This is a genomic window from Paenibacillus jilunlii, assembly GCF_900102965.1.
GTDB lineage: Bacteria > Bacillota > Bacilli > Paenibacillales > Paenibacillaceae > Paenibacillus_AQ > Paenibacillus_AQ jilunlii.
Map to the genome: position 1 here is coordinate 18,782 of NZ_FNGM01000025.1, position 18,453 is coordinate 37,234.

Annotated in this window: 14 protein-coding genes; 12 read left to right on the top strand and 2 right to left on the bottom strand. The window is 51.7% G+C overall.

Annotation, left to right across the window (positions count from 1 at the left end; all coding sequences use genetic code 11):
- Positions 1-21: 21 nt before the first annotated feature.
- The 3 genes from BLQ82_RS27710 (at position 22) to BLQ82_RS27720 (ending at position 4,694) form a co-directional block, all read left to right on the top strand.
- Positions 22-402: a response regulator gene (locus tag BLQ82_RS27710; protein ID WP_062521450.1), complete on the top strand. Its 381-nt coding sequence runs from the start codon at positions 22-24 to the stop codon at positions 400-402.
- On the top strand, positions 380-3,634 hold the full coding sequence (locus BLQ82_RS27715; RefSeq protein ID WP_062521452.1) for an ATP-binding protein: 3,255 nt from the start codon (positions 380-382) through the stop codon (positions 3,632-3,634). The genes BLQ82_RS27710 and BLQ82_RS27715 overlap by 23 nt, the downstream gene beginning before the upstream one ends.
- An 85-nt stretch (positions 3,635-3,719) precedes the next feature.
- Entirely contained in the window at positions 3,720-4,694 is a 975-nt protein-coding gene (locus tag BLQ82_RS27720) for an aldo/keto reductase (RefSeq protein WP_020426812.1), read from the top strand.
- Positions 4,695-5,164: 470 nt separating this feature from the next.
- Here the strand turns inward: BLQ82_RS27720 and BLQ82_RS32215 are convergent, their stop codons facing one another.
- Both BLQ82_RS32215 and BLQ82_RS27735 read right to left on the bottom strand, forming a co-directional pair.
- Positions 5,165-5,737, bottom strand: coding sequence for a hypothetical protein (locus BLQ82_RS32215; RefSeq protein ID WP_163704434.1), 573 nt, complete (start codon positions 5,735-5,737; stop codon positions 5,165-5,167).
- A gap of 1,061 nt (positions 5,738-6,798) precedes the next feature.
- The gene (locus BLQ82_RS27735; RefSeq protein ID WP_062521455.1) at positions 6,799-7,503 is read right to left on the bottom strand and encodes a DUF421 domain-containing protein; all 705 of its coding nucleotides are present in this window, start codon (positions 7,501-7,503) and stop codon (positions 6,799-6,801) included.
- A gap of 194 nt (positions 7,504-7,697) precedes the next feature.
- Here BLQ82_RS27735 and lspA point away from each other — a divergent pair, with 194 nt between their 5' ends.
- From lspA to BLQ82_RS27780, 9 genes are all read left to right on the top strand, one after another.
- Positions 7,698-8,156, top strand: coding sequence for a signal peptidase II (gene lspA / locus BLQ82_RS27740; protein ID WP_062521457.1), 459 nt, complete (start codon positions 7,698-7,700; stop codon positions 8,154-8,156).
- A gap of 333 nt (positions 8,157-8,489) precedes the next feature.
- Complete coding sequence (locus BLQ82_RS27745; RefSeq protein WP_062521538.1) at positions 8,490-10,349, top strand: assimilatory sulfite reductase (NADPH) flavoprotein subunit; 1,860 nt, start codon at positions 8,490-8,492, stop codon at positions 10,347-10,349.
- 38 nt (positions 10,350-10,387) lie between these two features.
- Positions 10,388-12,112: an assimilatory sulfite reductase (NADPH) hemoprotein subunit gene (gene cysI / locus BLQ82_RS27750; protein ID WP_062521458.1), complete on the top strand. Its 1,725-nt coding sequence runs from the start codon at positions 10,388-10,390 to the stop codon at positions 12,110-12,112.
- 684 nt (positions 12,113-12,796) lie between these two features.
- Entirely contained in the window at positions 12,797-13,543 is a 747-nt protein-coding gene (gene map, locus BLQ82_RS27755; RefSeq protein ID WP_062521460.1) for a type I methionyl aminopeptidase, read from the top strand.
- Positions 13,544-13,600: 57 nt separating this feature from the next.
- Entirely contained in the window at positions 13,601-14,050 is a 450-nt protein-coding gene (locus BLQ82_RS27760) for a hypothetical protein (protein WP_062521461.1), read from the top strand.
- 173 nt (positions 14,051-14,223) lie between these two features.
- Entirely contained in the window at positions 14,224-15,654 is a 1,431-nt protein-coding gene (locus BLQ82_RS27765; RefSeq protein WP_083351123.1) for a SpoIIE family protein phosphatase, read from the top strand.
- Positions 15,655-15,669: 15 nt separating this feature from the next.
- Complete coding sequence (locus tag BLQ82_RS27770) at positions 15,670-16,062, top strand: ATP-binding protein (RefSeq protein WP_062521464.1); 393 nt, start codon at positions 15,670-15,672, stop codon at positions 16,060-16,062.
- A 21-nt stretch (positions 16,063-16,083) separates the two neighbouring features.
- Entirely contained in the window at positions 16,084-18,108 is a 2,025-nt protein-coding gene (locus BLQ82_RS27775; protein ID WP_062521466.1) for a methyl-accepting chemotaxis protein, read from the top strand.
- A complete protein-coding gene (locus BLQ82_RS27780) occupies positions 18,092-18,379 on the top strand; it encodes an STAS domain-containing protein (protein ID WP_244281029.1) in 288 nt (95 codons plus the stop codon). The genes BLQ82_RS27775 and BLQ82_RS27780 overlap by 17 nt, the downstream gene beginning before the upstream one ends.
- Positions 18,380-18,453: the final 74 nt, after the last annotated feature.

Genomic DNA, 18,453 nt, shown 5'->3' on the forward strand with positions numbered 1-18,453 from the left:
GCAGAAAGGTGAGAAGCAGCAATGCAAAAAGTACTTATAGTGGATGATGAAGAGGTTCTGCGGATGCTGATTGAAGACACGCTGGAGGACCTGGAGAATGTGGAGATTCATACGGCCGAGAATGGTGCCGAGGCATTAACCAAGCTGTCGCAGCAGGTGTATGACCTGGTTATTCTGGATTATATGATGCCCGAGATGACCGGAATTGAAGTGTTGGAGGCGCTGGACATCGAACAAAAAAACGCCATGCCCATCCTGATGCTGACCGCCAAGGCGCAGGAGAACGACCGCAGCAAGGCCCGGGAAGCCGGTGCGCGCTTTTTCATGCCCAAGCCGTTCAGCCCCATGGAACTCCTGCAAATTGTGGAGGGCATTCTACATGAGAACAGCGAAGCTCTCTAACCACAGCATCAAAACGAAATATTACCGTATCATTACCTTGTTATTTCTGCTTCTGGTTGTGACAGTTACCATTCTCTTCTTCTATATTAACTCGCAGCAAAGCAGGCTGAAGGCCGAACGGGAGGTCTTGCAGACCAAAGCAAATACCATAGACGAGCTAGCCGGAGCGCTGAACGAGGTGTTTTTCCGGGCCAGAGGTTATATTGCCCTGAAGAGCAGCAATGAGCTGACTCTGCTGAATACAGCGCTTGAGAATCTGGACGGCATTCTGGATCAATACGCCACGCTGAATTTGTCGCCGGAAGAGGCGGAATACCGGGATGCTCTATCCGATTATTATACGAACTACAAGAATCAAACGCTGCCAAAAGTGATTAAGCTGGTTGAAATTGATGATTATGAGGGAATCCGGGCCCTTTCGCAGAGCGGCAGCACGCAGTCCTTGAATGATTTTCTCGCTTATACCAAGGCCTTCAAGAGCAACTCCGATGAACAACTGAGTTACATGGCAGACCGCTCCATTCGGAAGGCCGACCTTTACACCTTTGTTGCCTTTGGCATCAGCGCCTTTCTGCTCCTTTTTCTCACGCTGATGATCTGGCGGATGCTGAAAGTGCTGATTGATCCGATTGTCCGGCTGGAGGAGGCTACCCATTCGCTTGCGGCGGGTGAGGCGGTTCTGCTCGGCAGACTGCATAAGCAGGATGAGATCGGACGCTTGTATGAGGCATTTCTGAATATGGCCCACAGCATCCAGGACAAGGAAGAAGAGCTGACGATGCAGAACGAAGAGCTGCAGGCCCAGCAGGATGAGCTTCAGGATCAGCAGTTCAAGCTGGAGCGCTCTCTGATTGAAATTGAAAGCATCATGAAGGCGCTCAATCAGACCTCAGCCGTCGGCATTTTGTCGGATAAGGGGCTGTTCACTTACGCCAATGACAATCTGGGCAAATATACAGGCTACAGCCATTCCGAAATGATCGGCTATCCTTTCCGGTTGTTGGAACTGCTTAATATTACCGATTCCCAGCTGGAACAGATCTTCTACAAACTATCGACCGGCGGGATCTGGAGCGGAGAAGTGGAGACACTGGTGAAGGATGGTTCGGCGTCCGTGTGGCTCCATATGACGGTGATGCCTTATTTGAATGATGAGGGCATGGTCTATCAGTATATCCTGATCGCGAACAATATCACTTCCCTCAAAAGTGCGCAGCAGCAGCTGGCGGTTACCCTCCAGAATACGGAGCAGACGACAGTGATGCTTGAGCGCTATAACCAGTTGAATCATGAACTAACCTATACACTGGACAAGCAGGAATTTGCCGGGAAATTCAGCAGGTTCATGAACCAGATTTATGCGTTTGATTCCAGCCTCTTTTTCCTCGTCAAGGATAAGATCGCCGTGGTCAAAGGTGTGCCGCAGGATAAAGTGGAGCGGTATCTCGACCATCATCATCTTGACATGCTGCATCGCCTGCAAGAAGAGAAGTCCTATATTGTCAAAAGAACAGGCTCGCCGCGGGAGCAGGGGATTTCACCTGATGAAGTCGATTGCTACGATTACTATACTTCCGTCGTGGGCGGGAATGATGAGATTCTGGCAGTATTCTGCGGCAGCCGGATCGGCCATCCTTTTACCGAAGAAGAGATCAGCGAAATTCAGGGCCTTGTCAGCCGGGTGGCGCTGGCCATTGAGCGGATCATGATGTATGAAGAAATCGAACACGGGCGCAAGCTGAACCAGGATATCGTCAACAATGTCAATGAGGGAATCCAGTTCGTCAATACCGAAGGCGTCATGCAGCATATCAACAAGGCGCTTAGCACGTTGTTCCACTACGAATGGACCGAAGGCTCGCTTGTTCCTGCGGATGATTGGCTGGATGCGTTCACCGGCAAGTCCAATGAATCGGCAGAGCTGCGCAGCTTCTACGAAAATGCGATGGCTGAATCAGCGATGGAATCCAGTACCATGAAATATTCGCTGGGCAAGGAAGAGATTCAGCATGTGGACGTCTATGCCATTCCTGTGCTGCGGCGTGAAGACCGGATCGGCACGTTGTTCGTACACCGCGATATTACCCGTGAATATGAGCTTGATGTGATGAAGTCCGAGCTGGTCAGCACGGTCAGCCATGAACTGCGGACACCGCTGTCCAGTGTGCTTGGCTTCACAGAGCTGCTGCTGTCCAAAACCATGAAGCCGGAGAAGCAGCTGAAATATCTGGAGACGATTCACAAGGAAGCCAAACGCCTGACGGAGCTCATCAATGATTTTCTGGATCTGCAGAGAATGGAGTCGGGTACGCAGCAGTACAATGTGGAACCGGCCCATCTCAGCGAAATTGTACTTGGCGTGATTGACCAGTATAAGCTCAGCAGCACCCATCATATTCTTTTTGAAGACGAAGCGGTGCATGATGAAGTGGCAGTCGACAAGGATAAAATAGTCCAAGTGCTCACCAATCTGCTTAGCAATGCCATCAAATTTTCACCGGGCAGCCACGAAGTTAAAGTGATGCTTCATAATGAGCCGGGCCGGATACTGGTACGGATTCAGGATCAAGGGCTGGGTATTCCCAAAAATCAGATCGGCCAGCTGTTCCAGAAATTCAGAAGAGTGGACAACAGTGCATCCAAGCGGATCGGGGGGACCGGACTGGGGCTTGCCATCTGCAAGGAGATTATCGAAAAACACAAGGGGAGCATAGGCATTGATTCGGTAGAGGGTGTAGGATCAACTGTATGGTTCAGCCTCCCTGTACAGCTTGCGGAAGACAGCAGGCCGGTGGAGGAAATGTCCAAATGGGGGGCGGACAAGGAACTGAAGCCGAGTGTGATGATTGTGGAGGATGATTACAGCCTGTCGCTGCTGCTCTCGGAAGAGCTGAAGGGCAAAGGCTTCCGGGTCACCCATCATTACCATCCGCAAAAAGCATTCGACCAGGCGCTGAAAACGCCTTTTGTGGCCATTGTTGTAGATCTGATGCTGGGTGTGGAGCTGGACGGGTGGGATCTGATCCGTATGCTCAAAAATGATCCCCGCACAGAAAAGGTTCCGATTGTGATCTCCTCGGCACTGGACCAAACGGATAAAAGCCTGCTTGAAAACGTGAAGACTTACCTGACCAAACCTTATCCTCCGGGTGAGCTGTCGAATACACTGCAGGAAATTGTAGAAATCAAGCTGAAGTCGGGGGAAGTCCTCTTTCCCGATAATGACTTGTAATCAGGGCTTGCCTTACAGTGGACTCTAAGGTATATAGTGATATCGAAGCAAACAACCACTCAGGAATGAAAGGGAGGAATTGCGGATGAAGTACAGTTATTTGGGAAAATCGGGTTTGAAGGTCAGCCAATTATGCTTGGGGACGATGAATTTTGGTCCGGAGACTGAGGAAAAAGAAGCGTTCCGGATTATGGATGCCGCTTTGGATGCGGGAATCAACTTTTTTGATACCGCCAACGTGTATGGCGGTAATGACCGGCGCGGCTGGACAGAAGAAATTATCGGCCGCTGGTTTCAGCAGGGCGGCGGCCGGCGGGAAAAGGTCGTGCTGGCAACCAAGGTATACAATGATATGTTTGACGAGCAGGACGGCCCCAATTCAGGTGCAGGTTTGTCCGCCTACAAGATCAGACGGCATTTCGAAGGCTCGCTGAAACGCCTGCAGACCGACCATATTGAGCTGTACCAGATGCATCATATTGACCGGAACGTTTCCTGGGATGAGCTGTGGGGCGCTTTTGAAATCCTGGTCTCCCAGGGCAAAGCCGATTACATCGGGTCCAGCAATTTTGCGGGCTGGCATATTGCCGCCGCCCAGGCTAAGGCCAAGGAACGCCATTTCCTTGGGCTTGTCTCCGAGCAGCATCTGTATAACCTGCTGGAACGGACACCGGAACTTGAGGTCCTTCCGGCTTCGCAGGAGCTGGGCCTGGGCGTCATTCCTTGGAGTCCGCTGGCCGGCGGCCTGTTGGGACGCAATGCACTGTCCAAGACCGGCGTGCGCAGCGCCCGTTCGGCCAAGCTGGAGCAGCACCGCAGCCAGCTGGAGCAGTTCTCCGCGCTCTGCAAGGAGCTTGGAGAGCATGAAGACCAGGTGGCGCTGGCCTGGGTGCTGGCTAATCCGGCGGTGACCGCGCCGATCATCGGGCCGCGGACGCTCGAACAGTTCGAGGACTCGCTGCGAGTGACCGAGATCGTGCTCGAAGCGGATGTGCTGAAGAAGCTGGACGAGATTTTCCCGGGTCCGGGCCGCCCGGCACCGGAGGCTTACGCCTGGTAAGCGTTCCCGGCGGAAGCATCGCCAAGGAGTCGGCTGGTGAGCGTTCTGGCGGAAGCAAGGCAAGAAGGCGGCTGGTGAGCGTTCTGGCGGAGGCAACGGCAAGAAGGCGGCTGGTGAGCGTTCCGGCGGAGGCAAAGGCAAGAAGGCGGCTGGTGAGCGTTCCGGCGGAGGCAAAGGCAAGAGGGCGGCTGGTGAGCGTTCCGGCGGAGGCAATGCAAGAGGGCGGCTGGTGAGCGTTCCGGCGGAGGCAAGGTAAGAAGGCGGCTGGGCGGAGGCAATGCGAGATGACGCCTGGTAAGCATCCCGGACGACAATGAATACAAGGTAACGCCTGCCGCAGAGACATGCGGCAGGCGGACAGCGCGAGTGGATCCTGCGGGAGACACTCGCGTTTTTTTATAGGTATAGGAAATGTTGAGTTTTCTCTGTTGTCGTAAGGTGTGTAAAGGGATGGGATCTTTTTGTTTGATTCATCTAAAGGCCGAATGTAGACCGGAAACAACGGCAGAAATGCCTTTGTTAAAGCGCCGAAGAGTGTTTTGCCCGGAAACAACGGCAGAAATGCCTTTGTTGAAGCGCCGAAGGCCGGTTTGCCTGGGAACAACGGCAGAAATGCCTTTGTTGAAGCGCCGAAGGCTCGATTGCCTAGAAACAACGGCAGAAATGCCTTTGTTGAAGCGCCGAAGGCTGGTTTGCCTGGAAACAACGGCAGAAATGCCTTTGTTGATGGGCGGAAGGCTGGTTTGACTGGAAACAACGGCAGAAATCCTTTGTTGAAGCGCCGAAGGCCTGTTTGCCCGGAAACAACGGCAGAAATGCCTTTGTTGAAGCGCCGAAGGCTGGTTTGCCCGTAAACAACGGCAGAAATGCCTTTGTTGAAGCGCCGAAGGCTCAATTGCCGGAAACAACGGAGAAATGCCTTTGTTGAAGCGCCGAAGGCCTGTTTGCCCGGAAACAACGGCAGAAATGCAGTTGTATTTCGTTATGAGATAAAGCGGGTAGGAAGCTTGAAAGGCAATTTTGTTTATACTCTTCTGGGACAATCTAGTTCTGCTGTGCGCTCTTTCAGCGAAGGAAAGCACAGCTGTTTTGGTTTGGTTTAGGAAATTATACATTTCCCAAAAATGCGGATATCTTGTAAGCTTCAGAAGATATAGGTGGTGCAGGAGGGTTTGGGCACCACCCACGGAATGAAGCGTACTGCGAAGTCCTTATTTTACCTTATTTTTACGAAAAAGGCTGCTTTTCGGGCGGATTTGGACTCAGGAGCCGTTATTTTGCTCGTTCGAGTCTAGAATAAGGGGGGATAGGACAAATAGCGGAATCTCTCCGGATTGTCCTGTGGATGGACGAATCCTCCTCAATAACGGATTTCCTGTCCGCATCAGCCGCAGATAGATCGTCAAGGGAGCTCATCAAGTCCGTAGAGGGACTCACACAAAATCGCATAGTCAACAATGCATGTACTATCCTTAGCCTAAGGTCGAGATTTGTACACGTTGTACTACAAATTTGAGCTCAAAGCAAGCCCAAGGATGTTAATCTCGACTATGGTAAAACAAAGTAAGGTCAAAGCAAGCCCAAAGACGCTATGCTAGCCTATGGTACAACAAAGTGAACTCAAAGTAAGCCCAAAGACGCTAATCTCGCCTTATGGTACAACAAAGTGAGCTCAAAGCAAGCCCAAGGATGTTAATCTCGACTATGGTACAACAAAGTGAGCCCAAAGCAAGCTAAAGATGCTATTCTTGTCTATGTTACAACAATCCGGGCGGCATGCCCCGGTTGATTTTGAAACCGTGGGAATTTCTGCAGCTGTAAGCTCCGAGCTGGTATTTACCCGCCAGGGTGATTTAAGCTTGTGGGTGAACACAGAAGCAGGTGAAACCGGAAAGAAAATCATCTATTGCACTTCATACAGCACCAATCTACTGCATTCTGTGCAGCAGATTTCAGGCGAATCGTCCATAGAATCTATCGTCCATAGGATCTCAATTCTTGGATTTCTATTGTATGAAATACAATCGATGGTCTTTTACCGGAGCTTGCGGAGCAATCTGTTGCAGGAAATGCAATCACGCTGTGAGACCTTGTGTTCCCGGGCTTAATATTCGCCGGGTTTCGCTTGCTGCGACGTTGAAGGGATGATGGCCAGCTCCCCCTCCTCGTTGATTTCCGCATACGCTACGGAATCAAGATCCGGGTGGCCTTTCTCCTGAAGCTTCCTGCGCAGCCAGGTTTCGTCATGCCCCAGACTGGAAAGCGCTGCCCGCTGCACCACACCGGATTCCACCAGACTGCGGGGCAGCCGGGTGTGCTGCGGTTTGATGTCCAGCTCCTCCCGTGTGGCCGGCTCGTATTGCGGCTTCTTAAGGATGCTTAGTGATCCGTTGGTTTCATAGATGGCATATGCCACCTCATTCATTGAGAACGTATCCTTCGCACGCAGCATCATCCGCAACTGCTCGAAGTCGAGATTATTTTTGCGCAGCTTGGCGAGGTCAATCTTTCCGTCCCGGATAAGGATCTCCGGCTCCCCCTCCAGCGGTTTGCGCAATTTGCGCACCAGCTGGGTAATCTTTTCAAATATAATAGAAAGCACCGTCCAGACAGCCAGTGCAAACAGCAGCAGGAGTACAGATTTATCCGGCTCATATATGGTATCCCCTACCAAATCGCCAAGAATTACGGCCGAGATAAAGTCGAAAGGGGTTAAGGCTGAAATTTCCTTTTTGCCCAGCAGTCTTGTCATGGCCCATAATCCGACAAATCCGGCTATAAGCTTCACTAGTACGGATAAATACTCCATGGTATCATCCTCCAGGTTCGATTGTTAGCTTAACAATGTTTAACCCATACACGATCAGCTGTAACATGAAGGATCTGGCCGGGTGTAAGGAAAGTGTGAGAACTGAAGGATGATTCCAGGGGCTGTAATGTGATAAGCTGTGTTTAGAATCCATAGGTTTATTCATTATTCCAAGTGCAGAGGGGGCGGCTGTGATGCTATTTTATGTGATAGCTATATTGGTCGTGATCGCAGACCAGGCTGCCAAGTGGGGAGTACGCTCCAATATGCAGCTTGGGGAGACTATTCAGGTGTGGAGCGGACACTTACAATTTACATATTATGAGAACAGCGGGGCAGCATTCAGCTCATTTCAGGGTTATGGAAAATATTTCGCCATCATTGCCGTGCTTTTTGTCGCTGGAGTATTCTACTACAGACGCAAGGGGGAGCTGCGCGGTCCCATACTGGAGGCTGCCACCGGTTTCCTGGTCGGCGGGGCTGTCGGCAACGCCATTGACCGTGTCCTTTACCACCAGGTGACCGATTTTCTGGTCTTCGGCAGCCGGGGCGGTATCCTGAATCTCGCAGACCTGGCGATCAACGCCGGAGGGCTTCTGGTTCTGGTGCACCTGCTGAAGGAACCGCTCAAGCGGGTGATGGTCAAAAGATGAAAAGCAAGGGGAGCCTCACCCCTCCCTGCATGTATGCCCGGACAGTTGGTGCAGCTGCTGACTATGGGCCCGGTTAAGGTCTCAGGACTGGTTTTAGGGCAAAAATAAGTATCATTTTATCTAATAGAAGTTATCACAAATTATAATGAAGCTGGTTAAATCAGAGCTTTTTACTCTGATTTAAGCGGCTTTTCTGCGTTTTATTGAATTTATTGGTTTTATAGCTTGAATTTGGCAGCTTGGGGGCTCGTTGATCGTTTCATATAATTGTGATAGCCTGAATTCAAGATGTTAGAGGGAAGCAGATTTCATGCTGAGGAGAGGTCGATATTGTTGCAATTACAAGTTACGAACAGTCCTTTTAACGAGGAACAGGTTGAGCTTCTTAACCGGCTTCTGCCGACACTGACGCAGACGCAGCAAATTTGGCTTGGCGGTTATATATCGGCAATGACACTGCAGGGAGCAGCAGCTGTTTCCGCAGCAGCCCCCGCTGTTTTTACAGCTCCGTCCGCAAGTACGGCAGCTGCAGGAGGTACGGTGGAGCCCGCCATTTCCCGTGAGGTCACCGTGCTCTTCGGATCGCAGACCGGCAACTGCCAGCGCCTTGCATCCAGCCTGTCCGGCAAGCTGAAGGAGCAGGGGTTCGAGATCACAGTGTCCGCAATGAACAGCTTTAAGCCCAACACGCTGAAGAAGGTGGAGAACCTGCTGATCCTGGTCAGCACTCATGGCGAGGGCGAACCACCGGATAACGCACGTTCTTTTCATGAATTTCTCAATAGTAAAAGAGCTCCCCGCTTGGAGCATTTGCGCTTTTCAGTGCTGGCACTCGGGGATACCTCTTATGAGTTCTTTTGCCAGACCGGCAAGGATTTCGATCAGAAGCTGGAAGAACTCGGCGGCCAGCGCCTGAGCCCGCGCGTCGATTGCGATCTGGACTATGACGAGCAGGTTGCTGCGTGGATGGAACAAGTGATCACCGCCCTTAACGGTGCTGGAAGCGCTCCGGCTATTGCTGAAGAAGCCGTGCTTGCGGCAGAGCATGCGGAATCGCTGCAATCGGCTTATTCACGCAATAATCCTTTTCAGGCTGAAGTCCTGGAGAATCTGAATCTGAACGGCCGCGGCTCGGACCGGGAAACCCGTCATCTGGAGCTGTCGCTGGCAGGTTCGAACATAACCTTCGAACCGGGCGACGCCCTGGGAGTCTATCCCGAGAATCACCCCCGCCTGGTAGATGAGATTATTGCCGCTATGGGCTGGAATTCAGATGAACGCGTTCCCCTGAACAAAAAAGGCGAAGAGGGCACGCTGCGTGAAGCGCTCCTCCGCCACTATGAAATTACGGTCCTGACCAAACCGCTGCTGGAGCAGGCGGCGAAGCTGTCCTCAGCTGCCGGTCTTCATGAGCTTCTGCTGCCGGACCGGGCACCGCAGCTCAAGGAATATATCCAGGGACGCGATCTGCTGGACCTGATTCAAGACTTCTCGCCATGGGATGTTCCGGCCCGCAGCTTCGTAACGATTCTGCGCAAGCTGCCGGCCAGACTGTATTCCATTGCCAGCAGCTATAAGGCCAATCCCGAAGAGGTTCATTTCACCGTACGCGCGGTACGTTATGAATCCCATGGACGTGAACGCTATGGTGTCTGCTCAGTGCACTGCGCCGAACGCGTGCAGCCTGGGGATACGCTGCCGATCTATATTCAGAACAATCCGAATTTCAAGCTTCCGGCGAATCCCGATGTGCCTGTAATCATGATCGGACCCGGCACGGGAGTTGCACCGTTCCGTTCGTTCCTGGAGGAGCGGGAAGAGCAGGGTGCAGCAGGCAAGACATGGCTGTTCTACGGCGACCGTCATTTCGTGACGGACTTCCTCTACCAGACGGACTGGCAGCGGATGCTCAAGGACGGCGTGCTGACGAAGCTGGACGTGGCTTTTTCCCGGGATACTGAAGAGAAGGTATATGTGCAGCACCGCCTGCTGGAGCACAGCCGCGAGCTGTATGCCTGGCTTCAGGAAGGCGCACATATCTATGTCTGCGGCGATGAGAAGCATATGGCCCATGACGTACACTCTGCACTGATCAGCGTTATTCAGGAGGAAGGCGGACTGAGCCCTGAAGCGGCAGCGGCCTATCTGGACAATCTGCAGCAGGAGCAACGCTACCAGCGCGATGTGTATTAACTTTAACAAAAAGTGAGTGCGGAAGGAGACTACCAGCAATGGCGAATAATGAATCAGCGGTGAAGCCCATCGGCGGCCCGCCAAGCGATGTTGAACATATTAAGCTGGAGAGCAACTATCTGCGGGGAGCGCTTGTCGAAACGCTGAGCAACCCGATCACCGGGAGCCTTCCTGAAGATGACAACAGGCTGCTTAAGTTCCACGGCAGCTACATGCAGGATGACCGGGATTTGCGCAGTGAACGGGAACGCTCGAAGCTGGAGCCGGCCTTTCAGTTCATGCTGCGCGTAGTGGCACCAGGCGGTGTGGCTACCCCGGCGCAGTGGCTGGTCATGGATGAGCTGGCCCATAAATACGGCAACGGCACCTTGCGGCTGACTACCAGACAGGCTTTTCAAATGCACGGTGTACTCAAGTGGAATCTGAAAAAAACGATCAAAACCATAAACGACACGCTGATGACCACCCTCGCTGCCTGCGGGGACGTCAACCGCAATGTGATGAGCGGTCCCAATCCGTACCAGTCCGAGGTTCACGCCGAGGTCTATGAGTGGGCGCGCCGGATCAGCGATCATCTGTCACCCCGGACGCCAGCCTACCATGAAATCTGGCTGGACGGTGAAAAGGTAGTGGACAGCAAAGAGGGCGTAGAGGTGGAGCCGATCTATGGCCCTGTTTACCTGCCGCGCAAGTTCAAAATCGGCCTCGCCGTCCCTCCATCCAACGATGTGGATGTGTTCTCCCAGGATCTTGGCTTAATTGCCATTCTGGAAGACGGCAAATTGGCCGGGTTCAATATTTCGGTAGGCGGCGGCATGGGGATGACCCATGGCGACACGAATACTTACCCGCAGCTTGGGCGGGTGATCGGCTTCTGCCGGCTGGAGCAGGTGATTGATCTGGCAGAGAAGACTGTCACGATCCAGCGCGATTACGGCAACCGCTCTGTCCGTAAAAATGCCCGCTTCAAATACACCATCGACCGGCACGGTCTGGAATGGTTCACCGGCGAGCTGCAGCACCGGCTGGGCTGGGCGCTGGAACCGGCACGGTCCTATCACTTTGACCACAACGGAGACCGTTACGGCTGGGTGAAGGGTGTGAACGGCAAATGGAACCTGACGCTGTATATCCAGAGCGGACGGATTCAGGACACGGAAAACAGCAAGCTGATGACTGGCCTGAGGGAAATCGCTCTAATCCATGGCGGAAATTTCCGGCTGACCCCCAATCAGAATCTGATTATCGCCAATGTCAGCAGCGTGAAGAAACGCAAGGTTATGGAACTTGCCCAGCAATATGGATTGACCGATGGTGCGCATCATTCTGCACTGCGGCGGAGCTCAATGTCCTGCGTGGCGCTGCCGACCTGCGGATTGGCCATGGCTGAAGCAGAGCGTTACCTGCCGCACCTGCTGGATAAGCTGGAGCCGATCATTAACGAAGCAGGGCTGCGGGATGAAGAAATTATCATCCGCATGACCGGCTGCCCGAATGGCTGCGCCAGACCGGCACTGGGGGAAATCTCTTTTATCGGGAAGGCTCCGGGCAGATACAATATGTATCTGGGAGCGGGCTTTACCGGAGACCGGCTGAATAAGCTGTATAAGGAAAACATCGATGAGAAGGAAATTCTGGAGACGCTTGAACCGATCATCCACCGCTACGCCAAGGAACGCCAGAGCGGCGAACACTTCGGGGACTTTGTAATCCGCAGCGGATATGTTAAGGCGGTTACCTCTGGACTCAACTTTCATGATTGAACCGCAAATGAACCCGTTCTCCTGTAGAAGGAGGGCGGGTTTGTTCTTATTCAGGAAATTATGTTTTTCCCTTTCTTGTAAGAATTCACCCAAAGGGTATAAATTAGTCGGATTCGATAGGCCTTTTTTCAACTAGCGCTGCGAAGAAGCAAATGTGAGCAGTGGCTAGTTGGAAAAAAGGAACCTATTTCTCCCTGAAATCAACAAATGTGAGGTTTAAGTGGAAAAAGGAAACTTAATGGGGCCATATTTCTTCGTCAGGAGTGAAATGAGCTGAATTAGTAACCCTTTTTCCACTTAACCTGGGGGGGAACATGGTGCACGAGCAAATTAGTTATCCTTTTTCCACTTGGAGTTGCCGAAGGATTCATAAAGAGTTCTCCAGGCAACGCTTAACGGAAATCCAAAATGGCTGCCTTATCCAGTCAAGGACTGCGCAGAAGTTTTGTTCGTTTTGGCAGCAAACCTATTGGTTAGGCTCAAATCAGGTCCTTCAATCTGAACAATCCCTCCTTACAGGCCGCTGCACTGTTTATTTAGTGGGATTTTGGAAAGATTGTTACATAGACAAGATTAAATTTGGATTTTCGGCGGTTATCTTACATAATATAGAGGAGTACCATTAAATCATATCCAAGAGCCATTATAGTAACTAATGTGTTCTGTACAGAAGAGGCGAAACGAATGATTATCATGAAAACAATGGAAGAGATTGAAAAAATGCGGGCAGCCGGCAAAATTCTTGCGGAATGCCACCGGCAAATTGCCCAAATCATCCAGCCCGGAATAACCACCTGGGAAATCGACCAGTTTGCAGAGAAATTCATTCTCTCCCAGGGAGCAACCCCGGAGCAAAAAGGCTATCACGGCTATCCTTATGCGACCTGCGCATCCGTAAATGATGTGATCTGCCATGGATTTCCGAAGCGGGAGGAGCTGAAAGACGGGGATATCGTGACCATTGATATGGTTGTGAACCTGAATGGCTGGCTGGCCGATTCGGCCTGGTCCTATGCGGTCGGCAACATCAGTGAACAGGCACAGAAGCTGCTGGATACCACTAAAGAAGCTTTGTTCAAAGGCATTGAGCAAGCCGTCGCCGGCAACCGGATCGGAGATGTCGCCCATGCCGTACAGGTCTATGCCGAGTCGAATGGCTTCTCGGTCGTTCGTGACTTTATCGGGCACGGCATCGGCTCCGAGATGCATGAAGCGCCTGAGGTCCCGCATTATGGACCTGCAGGCAAGGGGCCGCGGATCAAGGAAGGTATGGTATTTACCATCGAGCCGATGCTGAACACCGGAAGCTACCGCACCAAGGTGGATGCGGACGGATGGACTGCCCGCACCATCGACGGCGGACTGTCCGCACAGTATGAGCATACGCTCGCCATTACTCCGCAAGGCACCATTATTTTGACTGAGCTGTAAGCTGCATATCCCGAGACCGGGCGTTCACCTTCAGTAGGAGGGAGCGCCCGGTTTTTTATGTGCTATGCTGCCCCCAGCAGGCAGTGGATAGTAACATTTGGAGAAATCAAAGGTACAAATACCTTTGATTTGCCTGGGATTGGTCCATTTGGAGAAATCAGAGGTATAAATACCTTTGATTTGCCTGGGATTGGTCCATTTAAAGAAATCAGAGGTACAAATACCTTTGATTTGCCTGGGATTGGTCCATTTGGAGAAATCAAAGGTACAAATACCTTTGAAATGTCCGGGATTGGTCCATTTAGAGAAATCAGAGGTATAAATACCTTTGATTTGCCTGGGATTGGTCCATTTAAAGAAATCAGAGGTAAAAATACCTTTGATTTTCCTAATATTGATCTTTTTGGAGAAATCAAAGGTACAAATACCTTTGAAATGTCCGGGATTGGCCCATTTGGAGAAATCAGAGCCTCAAGAATGCAATCCGAGGATTCCCCTAAAGGATAGTCAACTATGAAATCTATCAGATACTATGCTTCTACTAAGCTTCGTGTTTTATTGACACGGATCGAGCTTCTGACAGGTTTTTTTGTTGTATGTGTCGGAATTCACGGCTGAATGCAATTGAAATGCATATAATGGTAAGACTTCAATAGCTGAATCAGAATAGAGGAAGAAATATGGCAGTAGACAAACAATGCAAAAATCTGTACAGGAGCCCCAGCCCCGCGCAGTGCATGGAGCATTACGGCTGCATTTATGAGAACAATCATCTGATCACCTTGCTGGTGGACCCTGCGGACGGTTCCATCACCGATGCCAACCGCGCAGCCTGTGATTTCTACGGGTATCCGCTCCGCATCTTCCGCAAGCTCCATATTACCGATCTGCAGGCGGATCAAGCATCCGGGATGGAAACATTCATCAAGCACGGGATGCCTGGCGGGGAGCATGGCAGAAACAGGGTTTATATGGACAAGCACCTGCTCGCGGGAGGACAGCAGATCGATGTGGAGATCCACACCGGGATGATGTCCATGCTGGGGAAGTCATGTATCTATACAGTGATTCACGACATTAGCGAACGTGTGCGCTCAGAGCAGCGGCTTCGGGAGAGTGAGGAGCGGTACAGGGATCTGGTCGAGCTATGCCCCGAAGCCATCCTGGTCTACAGCGGAGGCATGATTCTGTTTGCTAACAAGCAAAGTGAAAAAATGTTTGGCAAAAAGAAAAAAGAGATGATCGGCCAGAGGATCGAAGCTTTTTTTAGCGAGGATTACCTTAAAAGCGCCAAATACAACAAGCTAATGGCCTGGGGGGCAACGGTCAAAGAGAGATTCCGCATTGAACAGCGGCTGATCCGTTATGACAAACGGATTTTTGATGTGGAGATTTCAGGGGTGCCGATCATTTATGAGGAAGAAAAAGCGCTGCAGCTGGTGCTGAGGGACATCACGGAGAGCAAAAAGGAAGTGGAGCGGGCGGTGAAGCTGCAGAATCACCGGCATACCGTAGCTTTTCCGCTGGAAGACAAGGCAGAGCTGGAGAAGCTGTATATTCCGGCACGAACCCTTAGCGGGGATTTCTTCATTTTTCATAAGATTGATGAGGAGCGGGTGATCGGCATGATCGGTGATGTGACCGGCAAGGGGATCACGGCCGCACTGAACATATCGGCTCTCCGGGTGCTGTTTGCGGATTGTCTGGAGGTTACCGTTGATCCGCTGCAGGCCATCAAGGAGCTGAACCAGAAGGCAATGCTGCATCTGGGCGAAGATTATATTGCCGCCTGCTGCTTTCAGCTCGATTTTGGAGCAGGTGTGCTGAAGGCGGCGGGTGCAGGGATTAATGAATTTATCTATGTGCCAAAGGATCAGGATAGCCAATGTCTTACGGTTAGGGGCGCGCCGCTTGGCATGTTCGGAAACAGCGAGTTTGAGGAGATTACCGTCCCCTTTTCCTCTGGCGACCGTTTTTGCTTCTACAGCGACGGGATGGAGCTTCTCTTTGGCACTCAGGAACTGAGCCGCAGCTATGAGTATCTGACCGATAAAGTTGCTGATGCTTCGCTGCAGGATGACTGCACCTGGCTTAACCTGAGCATTAAATGAATGAAGGAGTGTACTATGAACGCTGTTCAAAAGGAAATTCGGCTCTATGGATTGGAGCAGCATCAGGGAATCATCGACGGAATTATTCAGGAGCTTGGACTGGAGGACTATGCGTTTGATATTCGGCTGATTCTAATTGAGGCCATCACCAATGCCTATTATCACGGTAATCTTAGCGACTGCACCAAGCCGATTATTGTCCGGTATCTGCTTAGCGGCAAGCGGCTTGAGCTCCAGGTCGAGGACTCCGGAGAAGGATCAGGGTCTTTGGTGTTCCCGGAAGCGATCAGCGGTGATGAACTGCTGGATGAAGGCGGGAGAGGCCTGTACCTTATCCGCTGCTTCTCCGACAAGGCAGAGATGGTTCGCAACACCATGTACATAAGCAAGTGTGTATGTCCCACGTAGACTGATAAAGGAGAGAATCCTGTGAAATTGAGTTTGAGTTTGAAAGTAAAAATAAGCATTCTGCTGTTTCTGATTATCAGTGTGCCTTTGGCGATTTCAGGCATTATTTCTTATAATCTGGCCTCTAACACACTGCAGCAGACCATTGAAGAGGAGCTGCGCGATACTACAGCCTCGGCAGCAAAAGCGGTTGATTCCGAACTGGAGGCTGTGGGGAGTTATCTTAATATCGCGAGCAAAAACGATACTCTGGCAGCTTTTGCCGCCAACCCTGCGGGTGAGGCTGCCAAACAACTGGCGTACGCCTATATTTCCGGGATACAGCAGGATCATGCGAAGCAGCTGGAGTCGTTAATGATCGCCGGCACCGACGGACAAGTGCTGCTGACCAGCAGCCCGGAGAATCCTGGCTTAAGTATCCAGGACCGGGATTATTTTCAGCAGGCCCTGCAGGGGAAAGAGGCAATCAGTGAAGTCCTTTTCTCCAAAGAGAGCAACCAGCATATTGTCGCCATCGCCCGGCCGCTTCAGCAGAATGGACAAGTTACCGGTGTACTGATCGGAACGGTTATGTTCAATTCCCTGTCATCTCCGGTAGCGGAGGTCAAGATTGGTGACAGCGGATATGGATACATGATCGACCGGACGGGCCTGATTGTCTATCATCCGGAACAAGGCAAGATTCTTAAGGAGACACTGGACGGCAACAGCAACAAGGAATTGAATGCGCTCGTTCAGGTCATGAAAAGCGGCAAGGCCTCCGACGGCTTCTACACCTATGAAGGCGTACATAAATATATGTCCTTCCAGCCTGCCGGGAACTGGGTAGTGGCCACTACCGCCAATGTTCAGGATTATATGGCCCCGGCAACGGAAATCCGCAACACGACACTGATCATTATTATAGCCTTCATATTGATCGCCTTGCTGGTGGCCTATTTCTTCACTACGCGGAATATTGTAAATCCGATTATCAAGCTGGAGCAAGCCATGTCCCGTGCCGGTGAAGGCAATCTGACCGTTCATACCTCCATCCGCTCGGGAGACGAGCTGCAGGAGCTTAGTGAAGCTTTCAATACGATGATTGACAAGCAGAAGGCCATCATTGAAAAGGTAAGGGCAGGCTCGGTCTCCCTGACCTCCATGTCGGAAGAAATGGCAGCCTCTTCGGAGGAGATCAGCGCATCGATTGAGGAGATCAGCTCCAGTACCCAGGAAATTGCCGCTGGAGCGGAGAACAACAACCAGTCTGTTGTAAATGCCTCCCAGGTGCTGGTGCAGCTCTCCAGTCTGGTGCAGATGGCCCAGAGCAAAGCGGCGGCTACTTCCGGCAATGCGGATGTCACCAATCAGGCGGCCCAGCGGGGAAGAGCGCAGGTGATGGACACCGTTGAAGCGATGAACACCATCAGCAGCAGCACGTTGGAGACAGAGGAGCAGCTGCGGGCAGTCAGTGAGCTGTCAGACCAGGTATCCACCATCATTGGCACGATCAACGCAATTGCCCAGCAAACCAATTTGCTGGCACTTAATGCGGCTATTGAAGCGGCACGGGCGGGGGAACATGGCCGGGGCTTCAGTGTGGTAGCCGAAGAGGTGCGGAAGCTGTCGGATGAAACCCATAGGCAGGCGACGGAAATTTCGGCGCTGGTGAGCGACATGGTTTCGCGGATTACGCAGGCGGTAGACTCCATGAGGGGGGCAACAGAGGCGGTTGAGGGCGGCGTACGCGTGGTGACCGAGACGGATCACGCTTTTGTGCATATTATCAATTCCGTTGAGCTCATTACGGACAGTGTCAAAGAGATTCTCGATATTACCCAGGACGAGGTGGCAACCTCGGATCAGATTATCAAGCTGATTGATTCCATGGGTACCATTTCGGAACTGGCAGCCATCAACAGCGAGAATGTATCCAGTGCGACAGAGGAGCAGGCGGCAACCGTGACAAACTTTGCAGCTTCAGCCCAGGAAGTAAGCGCCATGGCGAATGAACTGGAGATTCTCGTAGAGAAATTTATAATCAGGGGTGAGCAGGTTGAGTGAGATTGTAATGGAAATGCCGGAGATGTTCTCCGTGGAAGAGGCCAGTGAATTCAGAGAAAAGATCAGGGGGCATATTGAAGACGGGTTCTCCAGCTTTGTGCTTGATTTTGGCGGCTGCGCCTTTATCGACAGCACCGGGCTTGGGGTGATTGTGAGCTCTTACAAGAAATGCGTGGAGAATGGCGGCACCATAAAGCTTAAGGCAATGAATGCCAATGTGCTGAAGATTTTCGAATTAACCAGATTGACCCATGTGTTTGAAATTTTATAAAAGCATATATGCAACAGCAGCGGCTGCGCCGTCCCCTGAAGGACAACGCAGCCGCTGCTGTATGCAGAGGGAGA

Coding starts and splice junctions, on each gene's coding strand:
- BLQ82_RS27710 (WP_062521450.1), top strand. CDS start 22: ATGCAAAAAGTACTTATAGTGGATGATGAAGAGGTTCTGCGGATGCTG.
- BLQ82_RS27715 (WP_062521452.1), top strand. CDS start 380: ATGAGAACAGCGAAGCTCTCTAACCACAGCATCAAAACGAAATATTAC.
- BLQ82_RS27720 (WP_020426812.1), top strand. CDS start 3,720: ATGAAGTACAGTTATTTGGGAAAATCGGGTTTGAAGGTCAGCCAATTA.
- BLQ82_RS27735 (WP_062521455.1), bottom strand. CDS start 7,503: ATGGAGTATTTATCCGTACTAGTGAAGCTTATAGCCGGATTTGTCGGA.
- lspA (WP_062521457.1), top strand. CDS start 7,698: ATGCTATTTTATGTGATAGCTATATTGGTCGTGATCGCAGACCAGGCT.
- cysI (WP_062521458.1), top strand. CDS start 10,388: ATGGCGAATAATGAATCAGCGGTGAAGCCCATCGGCGGCCCGCCAAGC.
- map (WP_062521460.1), top strand. CDS start 12,797: ATGATTATCATGAAAACAATGGAAGAGATTGAAAAAATGCGGGCAGCC.
- BLQ82_RS27760 (WP_062521461.1), top strand. CDS start 13,601: ATGTGCTATGCTGCCCCCAGCAGGCAGTGGATAGTAACATTTGGAGAA.
- BLQ82_RS27765 (WP_083351123.1), top strand. CDS start 14,224: ATGGCAGTAGACAAACAATGCAAAAATCTGTACAGGAGCCCCAGCCCC.
- BLQ82_RS27770 (WP_062521464.1), top strand. CDS start 15,670: ATGAACGCTGTTCAAAAGGAAATTCGGCTCTATGGATTGGAGCAGCAT.